Source organism: Streptomyces sp. NPDC006326 (assembly GCF_040612915.1).
GTDB lineage: Bacteria > Actinomycetota > Actinomycetes > Streptomycetales > Streptomycetaceae > Streptomyces.
Window position 1 is genome coordinate 121,553 of sequence record NZ_JBEXRC010000005.1, and the last position, 13,699, is coordinate 135,251.

Below are 13,699 nucleotides of genomic sequence, written 5' to 3' on the forward strand. Positions count from 1 at the left end.
GCCTCCGACGACCCGAGGGAACAGCCCGACGTGAACCAGGTCCCCGCCATCCCCGCCGTACGGCTCAACAACGGCGTCCTCATGCCCCGGCTCGGCTTCGGCGTCTGGCAGGTCCCGGACGCGGAGGCCGAGCAGGTGGTCGCCACTGCGCTCCCCGCGGGCTACCGGAGCATCGACACGGCGTCCGTCTACGGCAACGAGGCGGGCACGGGCCGGGCACTGGCCGCCGCCGGGGTACCGCGCGAGGAGCTGTTCGTCACAACCAAGCTGTGGAACGGGCCGTCCCGGCGCTGGGGGCGCGACGAGGTGCTGCGGGCCTTCGACGACTCGCTCGACCGGCTGGGCCTGGACCGGATCGACCTGTACCTGATCCACTGGCCGCGTCCGATGCGCGACGACTTCGTCCGCATCTGGAAGACCTTCGAGGAGATCGCGGCGAGCGGGCGGGCCCGGGCCGTCGGCGTGTCGAACTTCCGCCCGGTGGACCTGGAGCGGCTCGCGGCGGAGAGCGGTCTCGTCCCGGCGGTGAACCAGATCGAGCTGCACCCGCTGTTCCCGCAGCCCGAACTGCGGGCGCTGCACGCGCGTCACGGCATCGCCACCGAGGCCTGGTCCCCCCTGGGCCAGGGCAAGGAGCTGCTGACCCTTCCGGCGGTCGGCGCCGTCGCCGCCAAGCACGGGCGCTCCGCCGCGCAGGTGGTGCTGCGCTGGCACCTCCAGCTGGGCACCATCGCCATCCCGAAGTCGGTGACCCCCGCGCGGATCCGCGAGAACACCGAGATCTTCGATTTCGCGCTCGACGCCGAGGACCTCGCCGCGCTGGACGCCCTGGGCCGGGGCCCCGCGGCGCGGCGGATCGGGCCGGATCCCGCCGTCTTCGACGTCTGACCGGCGGGGTCCGCCCGAAGTCCCCGACGGGCCCCGCGCCGTCAGCCGCGCACGTAGCCGCGGATCCGGTACACGGGCTCCGCCCGCGGGGCGTCCGGGTCGGGCAGCAGCGCCAGCCGGGCCGCCAGCTCCCGCGGGGTGGTCCCGCGCGGACTGATCCGGGAGGCGTACCGGCCCGCGAGCAGCGCCTCGGCCGCCCCGCGGGGGGTGCGCCCTTGGCCGTGGCCGGTGAACCGGGCCTCGCCGTACGGTGTCAGGCCCGCCCGGGCCGCGTACGCCGACACGGTGTCGGCCGCGTCGGCGGGGGCGGTGGTCAGGTGGGGTGCGAGCAGCGCGTCGATGTCGCTGCCCACGTCGTGCGCGGCGTCCTTGTCCACCGTGGTGATGAACACCCCGCCGGGGCGCAGCACCCGGCCGGCTTCGGCGACCAGGTGCGCGACCGTGCCCGGTTCCCGCAGCAGGTGCAGCAGCCACACGGCGCTCACGGCGTCCAGCGACCGGGAGCGCAGCGGCAGCCGGGTCCCGGAGGCGAGCACCACCGGGACCCCCCGGCGCGCCGCCATGGCGGCCATGCCGTACGAGGCGTCCGCGCCGTACGTGCGCAGGCCGGGCCGGTTCAGCCGGGCGGTGACGATGCCCGTCCCGCAGCCGAGGTCGAGGAGCGTGCCCGCGGTGGCCGGGAGCAGGGCGAGGACCGCCCGGCCGGCGGCCTCGGCCCGCGGGGTGCCGCCGCGGGTGGCGTCGTAGGCCTGCGCCTCGGCGTCGTAGTCCAGCAGGGGCCCGGCCGGCGGCATCAGCTCGCGCCGTGGGCGGGGGCGAGGGCCTCCACGCGCTCCGCGAGCGCGAAGTCGGCCTCCGTCACCGTGTCGCCGGCGCTGTGCGTGTTCACCGACAGCCGGACCGTGTTGTAGCCGAGGGTCAGGTCCGAGTGGTGGTTCAACTCCTGCTGAACGGAGGAGATGTGGGCGACGAGGGCGCTGGCCGCGAAGTGCGTGCCCAGCCGGTAGGTGCGGACGATCCGGTCGTCTTCGAGCGACCAGCCGGGCAGTTCCCGCAACCGGTCCTCGATCTCCTTCTGCGAAAGCGGCTCACTCGGCATGCACCGGCTCCTTTTCCCCGTGACGTGGTGTCAAGGTTCCCACAGCGCGCGCCGGAGGGAAGCTTTCCCGCCATAGTGCGTGCGGGTAGTTCCGTGCCTTCCGGGGCCACGGCGCCACCCTTATGCTCCTGCGCCGGACGTGACTGTTACCGCCGGTAATGGACCTCAAGGGGGGCCTCTTCATGACGCGCACAGGCAGTTCCAGGCGCACCTTCCTCGCGGGGGCCGCGGCCACCGCCGGGGCCGTGGGGGTCTCCGGCGCGCTGCCCTCCCCCGCCCGCGCCGAGGACCGGGCGGCCGCGCCGGGTGCCCGGGCCGCCGCGCCGAACGGGCGCCGGGTCGCCGTCCTCGGCGGCGGGGTCGCCGGGCTGACCGCGGCCCACGAACTCGCCGAGCGGGGCTTCGCCGTCACCGTGTACGAGCGCCGCGCCCTGGGCGGCAAGGCCCGCAGCATGGACGTCCCGGGCAGCGCCCGCGGCGGACGGCGCCCGCTGCCCGCCGAGCACGGCTTCCGCTTCATCCCGGGCATCTACCACAACCTGCCCGACACCATGCGGCGCATCCCCTTCCCCGGCAACGCCCACGGCGTCTGGGACAACCTGGTCGCGCCGCCCGAGATGATGTTCGCCCGGGCCGCCGGCCGCGAGGACCTGCGCGCCCCCATCCCCTGGCCGGGCCAGTCGACGGCCGTCCTCACGCCGGACGAGATCCGCCGCGCCCTGACCGGCATCCTCCAGTCCGTGGTGCGGCTGCCCCTGCACGAGACCGCGTACTTCGTCGACCGGGTGCTGGTCTTCCTCACCAGCTGCGACGAGCGCCGCAACGAGGTCTGGGAGCACACCCCCTGGTGGGACTTCGTACGCGCGGCCCGGATGTCCACCGAGTACCAGCGCATCCTCGCGGTCGGCATCACCCGCAACATCGTGGCAACCAAGGCGGAGGAGGCCTCCACCCGTACGGTCGGCGCCCTCGGCGAGGCCTTCGTCTTCAACGCGCTGGGGCGCGGAGCCGACGGGCCGCCGGACCGGATCCTCAACCTGCCCACCAACGAGGCGTGGATCGACCCCTGGGAGGCCCATCTGCGGTCGCTGGGCGTGGAGTTCAGGATCGGCTGGACCGTGCAGGAGGTGCAGTACGGGGCCGGCCGCGTGAGCGGGGTCACGGTCCTGGACCCGACCGGCGCCCGGCAGACCGTGACCGCCGACCACTACGTGTCCGCGCTGCCCGTCGAGCACGCCCGCCGCACCTGGAGCGCCGCCCTGCGGGCCGCCGACCCGATGCTGGAGCGCTGCGACCGGCTGGAGACCGACTGGATGACGGGCATCCAGTTCTACCTGACCGAGCGTGCCCCGCTCGTCCACGGCCACCTGAACTGCATCGACTCGCCCTGGTCGTTGACGGCGATCCAGCAGGCGGAGCACTGGCCCGCGCGGGACTTCCCCGCCGACTACGGCGACGGGGTGGCGGTGGACTGCCTGTCCGTGGACATCTCGGACTGGGACAAGCCGGGGATCCTGTACGGGAAGACGGCCAAGCAGTGCACCCGCGAGGAGGTGGCCCGGGAGGTCTGGGCGCAGCTGAAGGCCTCGCTCAACGACACCGGGAAGACCCTGCTGAAGGACGGCGCCCTGCACTCCTGGTTCCTGGACCCGGGCGTGGACGGCCTGGGCACCCCGGACCCGACCAACCAGGACCAGCTGCTGATCCACCCGACGGGCACCTTCCACAACCGGCCGAGCGCGGGAACCCGCATCCCCAACTTCTTCCTCAGCGGGGACTACGTCGCCGTGGACATCGACCTGGCGACGATGGAGGGCGCCAACGCCTCCGCGCGTGCTGCGGTCAACGCCCTGCTGGACCGGGAGGGTTCCGCTGCGCAGCGCTGCCTGGTCGCACCGATGTACCGGGCGCCGGAGCTGGAACCGTCCAGGCGGCACGACCAGTGGCGCTACCGTCTCGGCCTGCGGAATGTCTTCGACGTGGGCTGAGCTGGGCCGACGCCCTCGACTACCGTCGTGGGCATGACCACCACGAGGCCCACGGTAGGCGCACTGCTCCGGACCTGGCGGGAGCGGCGCGGGATCAGCCAGCTGGAGCTGGCGGGCCGCGCCGGCTCCTCCTCGCGTCACATCAGCTTCATCGAGACCGGCCGGTCCCGGCCCAGCGAGGCGATGGTGCTGCGGCTCGCGGACCGGCTGGACGTACCGGTCAGGGAACGCAACGCCCTGCTGCTGGCGGCCGGTTACGCCCCGCACTACGCGCAGACCCCGCTGGACGACCCGGCCATGGGGACGCTGCGCGAGGGGCTGGAGCGCCTGCTGACCGGCTACGAGCCGTACCCGGCGCTGGTCGTGGACGCCACCTACCGCGTCGTCGCCGCCAACCGGGGCATCGCGATGCTGCTGGACGGCCTGCCCGGGCACCTGCTGGCCCCGCCGCTCAACGCCATGCGGATCACCCTGCACCCCGAGGGCCTTGCGCCGCGGATCCGCAATCTGAAGGAGTGGCGCGGGCACCTGCTGGCCCAGATGGAGCGGCAGATCGCCCTGGCCCGCTCCGCGCCGCTGCGGGCGCTGTACGAGGAGGTGGCGGCCTATCCGGTCCCCGACCGGCCGGGCGGCACCGAGCCCGACGAGGCGGTCCCCCACGTGGCGCTCCCGCTGGTGATCGAGCACGGCGGGCAGCTGCTCTCCTTCGTGTCGTCCATCGCCACCTTCAACACGCCGATGGACGTGACCGTCGCCGAGCTGGCCATCGAGACCTTCCTCCCGGCCGACCCGGCGACGGCGAAGTTCCTGCGCTCACTGGGTCCCTGAGTCCGCGGCCGAGCGCAGGGCGAGCTGCTGGCACGCCCCGAAGAGGGCGACGGTGACCGCCTGCACCGGGATCCACACCAGTCCCGCCGTGGTGGGGGCGCTCCACAGGAGCAGGGAGACCAGGCTGAGGGCCGCCCAGGCGTAGTTGGCCTCGATCACGCACCGCACCGGGAGGACCGGCGGGCGGCGGCGCGAGGCCAGCCGGCCGACGCCCGCGCCGAAGAGGGCCAGGAAGAGCCCCAGTTCGAACAGGGCGGTCTGGCCGACCCCGAGGAAGCGGCCGAGCGGGGCGGAGAAGGCGGCGTACGCGAGGCCGTTCCCGGTGGTGACCACGGCGTCGAGGGCGAGGAAGCGGCGCAGCGCGGTCTGCGGTGCGGTGGTGCGGGCGAAGCCGGCGAGCAGGGTTGCGGACATGGCGGATCAGCCTCCGTCGAGGTGGGCCGGGGTGGAATGGGCCGGGTCCCGGAACCGAGTGCACGGCTCCGGAAACCCGATGCCCCCACTCTGCCGCCGGGCCGCGGCCGGGTCGATTACCTGCGAGGTCATGCCCGGCCCGCGGGCCGGTGGAGCGCCCAACGTTCTTTGATCCGCATCGCAAGAAACGTTGGGGTTCTCCTGTCCCGCCGCGGAGCGGGAGGCTAGGCTTCACGCAGCCCGCAACGCTCGAACGTCCTCTCGACAGTGGAGACATCACGGTGCCAGCCGCCGCACGAACCGACCTCGCCGCGGCCTGGGCCCGTGTCGCGGCGCTGGCGGAGCGGTGTGGCCGGGACCCGGCCGACGTGCTGGATCCGGCCCGGCTGAGCCACCTGTCCGGCGTGGAACCCGCCCTCGTCCCGGGGGTGGTGGCCGGTACGGCGCCCGAGGAGGGCCTGTGCCCGCGGGTGCACCGGCGCTTCCTGCGGCTGCGCGCCACCCGGCGCGACAAGCACGGCCGGGAGTTCTCGCTCGCCGCCATCGCCGAGGAGTTCGACGCGCCCGGTGCCTCCCTGGGCCCGCTCAACGCGGGCACCGGCCTGCCCGGGCTGGGCCACGCGGCGGGAGTGCAGCGGTTCTTCGGGGTGTACGCCGGCTTCCTCCTCGCCGACAGCAAGAGCGCGGTGGAACGGGCCCTGGCCACCGCCTCGGGCACACCGGGCACCGCCCCGGGCGCCGCCGGCTCCGGCTCCGGCTCCGGCTCCGGCAGTGCGGACGACCTGGAGCACCTCTCGTACCTCACGGGCATGTCACCGCAGGCGATCCGGCTCACCCTCGACGGCAGGCCGCCGCAGCTGCCGCTGAAGGAGCAGGTCCGCAGGCGCTTCGAGCACCTGCGCCGCACCCGCCCGCGCGAGGACGGCCAGGCCCACTCGCTCGCCGCCATCGCCCAGTCCTTCGACGCGTCCGGGCAGTCGCTCACCCGCCTGGTGCGCGGCGAGGGCCTGCCCAGCCTGGCCGCCGCCGCCGGGATCCAGCGCTTCTACGGCGTCGAGAGCGGCTTCCTGCTGGCCGACGACGCCGAGGCGGTCGGCTGCGCGCTCACCTGCATCGAGCGCCAGCTCGAAGCCGCCGAGCGGGACGCGGAGAACCCGATGCTCGCGGTGTTGAGGGCGCACGACGTACGCAGCATCCTCACGCGGGCCGGCCGCCTCTCGCCTGCGGGCTGGAAGTCGCTGGCCGACCATCTGGACGACCTGCTGGCCCGCGAGGGCCAGCTCGGGCGTCCGCTCGCCGGCCGGGGGGATCCGGGGGGTGCGGTGCGCGAGCGGGAACTGGCTGCCGAGGGGGGAGCGCGATGAGGACCACACGGACCATGCGGAAGCTCGGCGAGGATCTGCTGGCGGACGCCCGCCTGACACCGCCCGCCGAGGCGGGCGAGATCATCGCGGGGCTGTGCGCCGCGTACGGCCGCAGGCGCGGGGGGCGGCCGGTGACGTTCCGGTTCGCCGGGTTCCCGCCCGACACGGCCAGCGGACTGTGGCTCCAGATGGCGGACCGCGACCTGCTCGTCATCGAGGAGCACACCCGGCCCGAGCACCAGCTCGTCATCGCCTGCCACGAGTTATGGCACGTGGAGGAAGGCGCCTGCGACCGGCACGGGCCGGGACCCGCCGTGGCCGCCCGGCTGACCGGCCCCGGCGGAGACCTCGGACGGCTGCTGGGGGCGGACGCCGGCCTGGGCGGCGTGGTCCGGCAGGCGGCCGCCCGCGCGGCCGGGGAGGATCCGGCCGAGATCCAGGCCGAGACCTTCGGCCTGTACCTCGGCAAGATCCTCAAGGCCTTCCTGCCGGCGCCCTGCGAAGAACAGTTCCCCGAGGCGATCGAACGCATCAAGACCTCCTTCGGCTGGGGACGTTGAGCGCACACCGGTGAGGCCACCCGGCACCTGGTCCCTGCTTCCCCCGCCCAGCACCTCCTCCGCCGCTGCGCCGAGCACGGCCCTGACAGAGAGCGCCTCACGATGAACCAGTCTTCCCCGCGCCGCCATGCCGTCGTCATCGGCGGCAGTCTGGCCGGTCTGCTCGCGGCGGCCGTCCTCGCGGAACACGCCACGGTCACCGTCATCGACGCGGACACGCTGCCCGAGGGGCCGGAGCCGCGGCGCGGGCTGCCCCAGGCCCGGCACGTGCACCTCCTGTGGTCGGGCGGGGCGCGCGCCATCGAGGCGATCCTGCCGGGCATCACCGGGGAATGGACGGCCGCGGGGGCGATGCGCCGCAGCCTGCCCACCGATCTGGTCACCAAGACCGCCCAGGGCTGGCTGCCGCGGCACCGCGAGATGCAGTTCAACATCTCGTGCAGCCGCGACCTCCTCGACGCGGTGGTCCGGGCCCGTGTCGTCGGACTGCCGGGCGTGAGCACCCTCCAGCAGACCAGGGTCCGCTCGCTGGAGGGCACGGCCGACCGGGTCACCGGCGTACGGGTCGACACCCCGCAGGAGAAGGGCCGGCTGGTCTCCGCCGACCTGGTGGTCGACGCGAGCGGGCGCGGCTCCCGGGCCCGTATCTGGCTCCAGGAGCTCGGGCTGAGCGGCATCCGGCAGGCCGAGGTGGATTCCGGGCTCGTCTACGCGACCCGGGTCTTCGAGGCGCCCGCCGGCGCGCACGCCATGGGCTTCCCGATCATCAACGTGCAGTCCGACCCGCGCGTGCCCGTACCCGGGCAGACGGCGACGATCGTGCCGATCGAGAACGGGCAGTGGCAGGCCACCCTGTCCGGCACCCGCGGCGGTCAGCCCACCTCCGACCCCGATGCCTTCGTCCCGTTCGCGAAGGGCGTCCGCGATCCGATCGTCGGTGAACTCCTGGAACACCGCAAGGCCTTGACGGACGTCACCGTCACCCAGGGCACCGCCAACCGGCGGCTCTACTTCGAGAAGGCCGACCTGCCCGACGGCTTCTTCGCGGTCGGCGACTCGGTCGCCACCTTCAACCCGCTGTACGGGCAGGGCATGACGGTCGCCGCCCAGGGCCTGCTGGCCGTACGCGCCCTGCTGCGCGCCAAGGGGCTCGCCCACCCGGCCATCGGCCGCGAGGCGCAGCGCGCGCTGGCCCCCCTCGTGTCCACGGCCTGGGACCTCGCCACCTCTCAGGACATCCTCTACCCCGGCGCCACCGGCATGAAGCCGCGGGCCGGAGCCGGTCTGCTGACCGCGTACGTCGACCGGCTGATGACCGGGGCCACCACCCGCCAGAGCCTGGCCCGCGCCCTCCTCCAGGTGATCACCATGAACAGCTCTCCCGCCTACTGGGTCCGCCCGTCCGTGGTGTGGGACGTCCTGCGGGCCTCGGACCGGGGCGCGCTGAAGGCGGCGCCGCTGACCGCCGCCGAGCGGGCCGTCGCGGGACTCGACCGGGACGCCGCCGCGGAGGCGGTGGAGCCGGCCGACCCCGTGGGGCCGGTGGGCCCCGTCGGCCAGGCCCGATGAGCGACAGCCTCATCCTGTACGTGCCGGGGGTGGTGATCGGCGTGGCCCTGCTGATCAAAGCGCCCACGCTGCGCCGCAGTTGGGGGCAGCCCACCGTGCGCGCCGTCTGCACGCTGCTGGCGGTCGGCACCCTCGTCATGTTCCTCGCGGCGCCGCCGACGATCGTCGCGGTCAACGAGCTGACCGGCATCGTCAACTTCTCGGCACCGCTGGTGTACAGCATGCTCACCGCGTTCTCGGGAGCCTGCATCGTGCTGATCCTGCACTGGGGCAGCCGCCCCACCCCCGGGGTGCGCCGGGCCACGCGCCTGACCATCGCCGCATACAGCGCCGTCGCGGTACTGATCGTCTCCCTCTTCTCCATGGGGGACGCACCGGTGGAACGGGTCCGCGACCTGGACACCTACTACGCCAACACCCCGTGGCTGCGGGAGATGATCGCCTGCTACCTGCTCGCGCACACCGTGGGCAGCACGACGCTGACCCTGCTGTGCTGGACGTGGATGCGGCGGGTGTCCCCCTCGATGCGCCCGCTGCGCACCGGGCTGGCGCTGGTCATGCTCGGCGGGGCGCTGGACGTGGGCTTCCTGGTCGCGAAGTGGGCCGCCGTCGGTGCCCGCTGGAGCGGGCGCGACTGGGACGACCTGTCCACGTACGTGGCGCCGCCGCTCGGCGCCGCGGCGGCCCTGCTGCTGGGGAGCGGGTTCATCGTGCCGCTGATCGGCGGGTCGGCGGCCTGGCGCGATTTCAGCCGGTACCGGCGGCTGTACCCGCTGTGGAAGGCGCTGCGCGGGTTCGCGGCGTCCAGTGCGCAGACCGTGCCGCTCACCTGGTGGTCGCCGGTCGGCATCCGGCTGATCCACCGGGAGTCGGTGATCGACGACGGGATCCTGGCCCTGGCGAGCTGGTTCGACCCCGCCGTGCGGTGCGCCGCGTACGAGACCGCGCGCGGAGAGGGGCTCGGCGAGCAGCGGGCCGCGATCGTCGCCGACGCGGCGATGCTGGCGGCGGCGTGCCGGCGCCGGGAGGTGGCGGATCTGGCGGCGGCCCGGGAGGGAGCCGCCGCCCAGGGCCCTGCCGATCCGCACCGCCTGGACTCCCGGCCGCTGGCGGCGCTGGCGTGGGAGTTCCGCAGGTCCCCGATCGTGGCGGCCGCCCGCCGGGACGTCTGCGGCCGCCCCTAGGGGCTGCGCCCCGGCGCAGGGTCCGGGGCGCGGCGTGGCCGGGAGCGGCGGCGCCGGCGTCAGAGGTCGGCGAGCGCGAGGCCGGCCTGGGCGGCGGCCGCCTGCACGGTCTGCTCCAGGAGCACGGCGATGGTCATCGGGCCGACCCCGCCGGGAACCGGGGTGATCAGCGAGGCACGGGCGGCGGCGGACTCGAAGTGGACGTCGCCGACGTTGCCCTCGTTGTACCCGGCGTCCAGGACCACCGCGCCCGGCTTGATGTCCTCGCCCCGGATGAACTCGGCCTTGCCGACCGCGGCGACCAGCACGTCGGCCTGGCGCACGATCGAGGACAGGTCCCGGGTGCGGGAGTGGCAGTAGGTGACGGTGGCGTTCTGCTCCAGCAGCAGCATGCCGGCCGGCTTGCCGAGGATGGCGCTGCGGCCGACGACGACGGCGTGCTTGCCGGTGAGGTCCACGTCGTACTCGGCGAGCAGGCGCATGATGCCGCCGGGGGTGCAGGAGACGAAGCCCGGCAGTCCGAAGCCCATGGCGGCGAAGGAGTGCATGGTGACGCCGTCGACGTCCTTGCCCGGGGCGATGGCCTCGAAGGCGGCCCGCTCGTCGATGTGGTGCGGGACGGGGTGCTGCAGGAGGATGCCGCTGATCTCCGGGTCCTCGGAGAGGGCGGTGATCGCGGCGACGAGCTCCTCGGTGGTGGTCTCGGCGGGCAGCTCCACGTGGCGGGAGGTGATCCCGGCCTTGGCACAGCGGTTCTGCTTCATGCGGACGTAGGTGACGGAGGCGGGGTCCTCGCCGACCAGCACGGTCGCGAGGCAGGGCGCGGTGCCGGTGCGCTCGGTGAGCTTCGCCGCGTGGGCCGCGGTCTGCTCCGAGATACGGCGGGCGAGGGCGGTGCCGTCCATGAGCCGGGCGGTCTGCGCCTGCTCACCGGTCGGGGCCTGCGGAACGGACTGGGCAGTCGTCATGGGGTCTCCTGAGCGTCGCTGCGGGATCGCGGTTCGCCCAGGCGCGCGGCAGTCGGCGCACGGGGGTGCGCCGGGCCGCTCCCCGGTGGTGATCCACCCGAACGCCAGTCACGGCCCGGTCCCACTCTAATCGACGCGGACGCCGGTCCACCGGGGAAGGCGCGGAGACCACCCACAAGCGGTCAAACCGGTGGATCACCGGCGCTCCGGCTGGGACGATGGGGCCATGACACGCACCTTCGACCACCTCGTGGCCGAGGCGGAGTCCGTCTCCGTGGACGGATGGGACTTCTCCTGGCTGGACGGGCGGGCCACCGAGCAGCGCCCCTCCTGGGGCTACCACCGGCTGCTGGGCGAGCGCCTCGCCCGGGTCCGCTCCGCCCTCGACGTACAGACCGGCGGCGGAGAGGTGCTGGCCGGGGTGCCCGCCCTGCCGAGGCTGATGGTGGCCACCGAGTCCTGGCCGCCGAACATCGAGAAGGCGACCCGGCTGCTGCACCCGCTCGGCGCGGTCGTGGTCGCCGACTCCGACGAGCCGCCCCTGCCGTTCGGCGACGCGGCCTTCGAGCTCGTCACCAGCCGGCACCCGGTGACCGTCTGGTGGGAGGAGATCGCCCGGGTGCTGCAGCCGGGCGGCACCTACCTGTCCCAGCAGGTCGGGCCGGCGAGCGTCTTCGAGCTGGTCGAGTACTTCCTCGGACCGCAGCCGGAGGAGGTCCGGCGGGCCCGGCACCCCGAGGACGCGGTCGCCGGAGCCGGCAAGGCCGGCCTTGAAGTGGTGGACCTGCGCTCCGAAAGACTGCGTACGGAGTTCCACGACATCGGAGCCGTGATCTACTTTCTCCGGAAGGTGATCTGGATGGTGCCCGGCTTCACGGTCGGGCAGTACCGGGACCGGCTGCGAGAGCTCCACGAACAGATCGAACGCGAAGGCCCGTTCGTGGCGCACACCGCCCGTTTCCTCATCGAAGCCCGCAAATCGGGCTGACGGGGGAGGCGGAGGAGGCGCGGACGGATCCCCAGCGGATCGGTTGCCCGCCCACAGCGTGGCGCAGGTCACTCAATTCAGCGCGTAACGAATCGACTCGGGCATGCGATGAACCGACAGGTGTCCTCGCGCGGCCCCGGAATACAGACCCCGCCGGGTCTGTTTTCCCGAGTCCGCGCGATGATGTCCCGCCCACTCCCTATCTGTTCGCAACGAGAGGCTCCTTGTGTCGCTCAGCCCGTCCCGTACGTTCCCTCCGGAGATCGCCGAATCGGAGGCCCTCGTCGCGCTCGTCGAGCGCGGCCGCGAGCAGGGTCACATCAACGGTGACGACGTGCGCCAGGCCTTCGAGGCAGGCCGCATCCCGGTGGACCAGTGGAAGCGGGTCCTGCGCAGCCTGAACCAGGTCCTGGACGAGGAGGGTGTCGCGCTGCACGTCAGCGCCGCGCCCGCCACGAAGGCTGCCGCCAAGAAGCCCCGCAAGGCGGCCGCTGCGCCTGCCCGCACCGTGACCAAGAAGGCGGCCGCCGCGCCGCGCCCCATCGGCGCCCGCAAGGCCTCGGCCGCCGCCACGGCGCCCGCCGCCGCGGCGGCGATACCCGCTGCGGCGACCGCGCCCGCCGCGGAAGAGGTGTCGGCCGAGGCCGCCGCCGAGCCGAAGAAGCGGACGGTCAAGAAGACCGCCGCGAAGAAGACCGCGGTCAAGAAGACCGCCGCGGCCAAGAAGACCACCGCCAAGGACGCCGACGAGGGCGAGACCCCGGTCATCGAGGGCGAGGACTGGGCTGCCGAGGACCTCGTCGACGACGTCGAGGAGGAGGCGCCCAAGGCGGGCGGCGCCCAGGGCTTCGTCCTGTCCGACGACGACGAGGACGACGCCCCGGCGCAGACGGTCATGGTGGCCGGTGCCACCGCCGACCCCGTCAAGGACTACCTGAAGCTGATCGGCAAGGTGCCGCTGCTCAACGCCGAGCAGGAGGTCGAGCTCGCCAAGCGGATCGAGGCCGGACTCTTCTCCGAGTACAAGCTCGAAGAAGAGGAGGACCACAAGCCCGCCTACCGTCGCGAGCTGGAGATCCTGGTCGAGGACGGCCGCCGTGCCAAGAACCACCTGCTGGAGGCCAACCTCCGCCTCGTGGTCTCGCTGGCCAAGCGCTACACCGGCCGCGGCATGCTCTTCCTGGACCTGATCCAGGAGGGCAACGTCGGCCTGATCCGTGCCGTCGAGAAGTTCGACTACACCAAGGGCTTCAAGTTCTCCACCTACGCGACCTGGTGGATCCGGCAGGCGATCACCCGTGCCATGGCCGACCAGTCCCGCACCATCCGCATCCCGGTGCACATGGTCGAGATCATCAACAAGCTCGCCCGCGTGCAGCGCCAGATGCTCCAGGACCTCGGCCGGGAGCCCACTCCGGAGGAGCTGGGCAAGGAGCTCGACATGACCCCCGAGAAGGTCATCGAGGTCCAGAAGTACGGCCGCGAGCCGATCTCCCTGCACACCCCGCTGGGTGAGGAGGGCGACAGCGAGTTCGGTGACCTCATCGAGGACTCCGAGGCGGTCGTCCCGGCCGACGCGGTCTCCTTCACCTTCCTCCAGGAGCAGCTCCAGTCCATCCTGGGCACGCTCTCCGAGCGGGAGGCGGGCGTGGTCTCCATGCGGTACGGCCTCAACGACGGCCAGCCGAAGACGCTGGACGAGATCGGCCGCGTGTACGGGGTCACCCGTGAGCGGATCCGCCAGATCGAGTCCAAGACGATGTCGAAGCTGCGCCACCCGTCCCGCTCCCAGGTGCTGCGCGACTACCTGGACTGAGCCGTCGGGCGGGCACCCTGCGGACCGGGCGTA

General features: G+C 73.4%; 13 protein-coding genes and 1 riboswitch. Of the genes, 9 read left to right on the forward strand and 4 right to left on the reverse strand.

The features are described 5' to 3' along the window. Positions 1–81: 81 nt before the first annotated feature. On the forward strand, positions 82–888 hold the full coding sequence (locus tag ABZ128_RS06090) for an aldo/keto reductase (RefSeq protein WP_356846404.1): 807 nt from the start codon (positions 82–84) through the stop codon (positions 886–888). Positions 889–929: 41 nt separating this feature from the next. Here the strand turns inward: ABZ128_RS06090 and ABZ128_RS06095 are convergent, their stop codons facing one another. Both ABZ128_RS06095 and ABZ128_RS06100 read right to left on the reverse strand, forming a co-directional pair. Further along, positions 930–1,682 carry a class I SAM-dependent methyltransferase gene (locus ABZ128_RS06095; protein WP_356846303.1) on the reverse strand — a complete coding sequence of 251 codons (753 nt, stop codon included), beginning with the start codon at positions 1,680–1,682 and terminating at the stop codon, positions 930–932. After that, positions 1,682–1,987 (reverse strand): 4a-hydroxytetrahydrobiopterin dehydratase, encoded by a 306-nt coding sequence (locus ABZ128_RS06100; RefSeq protein WP_356846304.1) that lies wholly within the window; start codon positions 1,985–1,987, stop codon positions 1,682–1,684. The genes ABZ128_RS06095 and ABZ128_RS06100 overlap by 1 nt, the downstream gene beginning before the upstream one ends. Positions 1,988–2,169: 182 nt before the next feature. Between ABZ128_RS06100 and ABZ128_RS06105 the strand changes: the two genes are divergently transcribed. Next, complete coding sequence (locus tag ABZ128_RS06105) at positions 2,170–3,975, forward strand: FAD-dependent oxidoreductase (protein WP_356846305.1); 1,806 nt, start codon at positions 2,170–2,172, stop codon at positions 3,973–3,975. Between the two features lie 33 nt (positions 3,976–4,008). Next, positions 4,009–4,803 carry a helix-turn-helix transcriptional regulator gene (locus ABZ128_RS06110; protein ID WP_356846306.1) on the forward strand — a complete coding sequence of 265 codons (795 nt, stop codon included), beginning with the start codon at positions 4,009–4,011 and terminating at the stop codon, positions 4,801–4,803. Here the strand turns inward: ABZ128_RS06110 and ABZ128_RS06115 are convergent. Then, positions 4,789–5,217 (reverse strand): hypothetical protein, encoded by a 429-nt coding sequence (locus ABZ128_RS06115; protein WP_356846307.1) that lies wholly within the window; start codon positions 5,215–5,217, stop codon positions 4,789–4,791. The two genes, ABZ128_RS06110 and ABZ128_RS06115, sit on opposite strands and share 15 nt — an antisense overlap. Before the next feature lie 281 nt (positions 5,218–5,498). Between ABZ128_RS06115 and ABZ128_RS06120 the strand changes: the two genes are divergently transcribed. The 4 genes from ABZ128_RS06120 (at position 5,499) to ABZ128_RS06135 (ending at position 9,894) form a co-directional block, all read left to right on the forward strand. Next, positions 5,499–6,581, forward strand: coding sequence for a hypothetical protein (locus tag ABZ128_RS06120; RefSeq protein WP_356846308.1), 1,083 nt, complete (start codon positions 5,499–5,501; stop codon positions 6,579–6,581). Beyond that, positions 6,578–7,141 (forward strand): toxin-antitoxin system, toxin component, encoded by a 564-nt coding sequence (locus ABZ128_RS06125; protein ID WP_356846309.1) that lies wholly within the window; start codon positions 6,578–6,580, stop codon positions 7,139–7,141. The genes ABZ128_RS06120 and ABZ128_RS06125 overlap by 4 nt, the downstream gene beginning before the upstream one ends. Before the next feature lie 102 nt (positions 7,142–7,243). After that, the gene (locus ABZ128_RS06130; RefSeq protein ID WP_356846310.1) at positions 7,244–8,710 is read left to right on the forward strand and encodes an FAD-dependent monooxygenase; all 1,467 of its coding nucleotides are present in this window, start codon (positions 7,244–7,246) and stop codon (positions 8,708–8,710) included. After that, entirely contained in the window at positions 8,707–9,894 is a 1,188-nt protein-coding gene (locus tag ABZ128_RS06135; protein WP_356846311.1) for an MAB_1171c family putative transporter, read from the forward strand. The genes ABZ128_RS06130 and ABZ128_RS06135 overlap by 4 nt, the downstream gene beginning before the upstream one ends. Positions 9,895–9,953: 59 nt before the next feature. Here the strand turns inward: ABZ128_RS06135 and ABZ128_RS06140 are convergent, their stop codons facing one another. Next, positions 9,954–10,862 (reverse strand): bifunctional 5,10-methylenetetrahydrofolate dehydrogenase/5,10-methenyltetrahydrofolate cyclohydrolase, encoded by a 909-nt coding sequence (locus tag ABZ128_RS06140; protein ID WP_356846312.1) that lies wholly within the window; start codon positions 10,860–10,862, stop codon positions 9,954–9,956. Positions 10,863–10,890: 28 nt separating this feature from the next. Further along, a riboswitch (ZMP/ZTP riboswitch) is annotated at positions 10,891–10,984 on the reverse strand. 104 nt (positions 10,985–11,088) lie between these two features. On the opposite strand from ABZ128_RS06140, the gene ABZ128_RS06145 reads away from it, so the two are divergent. Together ABZ128_RS06145 and ABZ128_RS06150 are read left to right on the forward strand one after the other, a co-directional pair. Then, positions 11,089–11,850, forward strand: coding sequence for a methyltransferase domain-containing protein (locus ABZ128_RS06145; protein WP_356846313.1), 762 nt, complete (start codon positions 11,089–11,091; stop codon positions 11,848–11,850). Positions 11,851–12,076: 226 nt separating this feature from the next. Beyond that, positions 12,077–13,666 (forward strand): RNA polymerase sigma factor, encoded by a 1,590-nt coding sequence (locus tag ABZ128_RS06150; RefSeq protein WP_356846314.1) that lies wholly within the window; start codon positions 12,077–12,079, stop codon positions 13,664–13,666. Positions 13,667–13,699 lie beyond the last annotated feature (33 nt).

What these genes read in the sequence shown, in the direction of transcription:
- ABZ128_RS06090 (WP_356846404.1), top strand. Translation starts at nt 82, where the DNA reads ATGCCCCGGCTCGGCTTCGGCGTCTGGCAGGTCCCGGACGCGGAGGCC.
- ABZ128_RS06095 (WP_356846303.1), bottom strand. Translation starts at nt 1,682, where the DNA reads ATGCCGCCGGCCGGGCCCCTGCTGGACTACGACGCCGAGGCGCAGGCC.
- ABZ128_RS06100 (WP_356846304.1), bottom strand. Translation starts at nt 1,987, where the DNA reads ATGCCGAGTGAGCCGCTTTCGCAGAAGGAGATCGAGGACCGGTTGCGG.
- ABZ128_RS06105 (WP_356846305.1), top strand. Translation starts at nt 2,170, where the DNA reads ATGACGCGCACAGGCAGTTCCAGGCGCACCTTCCTCGCGGGGGCCGCG.
- ABZ128_RS06110 (WP_356846306.1), top strand. Translation starts at nt 4,009, where the DNA reads ATGACCACCACGAGGCCCACGGTAGGCGCACTGCTCCGGACCTGGCGG.
- ABZ128_RS06115 (WP_356846307.1), bottom strand. Translation starts at nt 5,217, where the DNA reads ATGTCCGCAACCCTGCTCGCCGGCTTCGCCCGCACCACCGCACCGCAG.
- ABZ128_RS06125 (WP_356846309.1), top strand. Translation starts at nt 6,578, where the DNA reads ATGAGGACCACACGGACCATGCGGAAGCTCGGCGAGGATCTGCTGGCG.
- ABZ128_RS06130 (WP_356846310.1), top strand. Translation starts at nt 7,244, where the DNA reads ATGAACCAGTCTTCCCCGCGCCGCCATGCCGTCGTCATCGGCGGCAGT.
- ABZ128_RS06135 (WP_356846311.1), top strand. Translation starts at nt 8,707, where the DNA reads ATGAGCGACAGCCTCATCCTGTACGTGCCGGGGGTGGTGATCGGCGTG.
- ABZ128_RS06140 (WP_356846312.1), bottom strand. Translation starts at nt 10,862, where the DNA reads ATGACGACTGCCCAGTCCGTTCCGCAGGCCCCGACCGGTGAGCAGGCG.
- ABZ128_RS06145 (WP_356846313.1), top strand. Translation starts at nt 11,089, where the DNA reads ATGACACGCACCTTCGACCACCTCGTGGCCGAGGCGGAGTCCGTCTCC.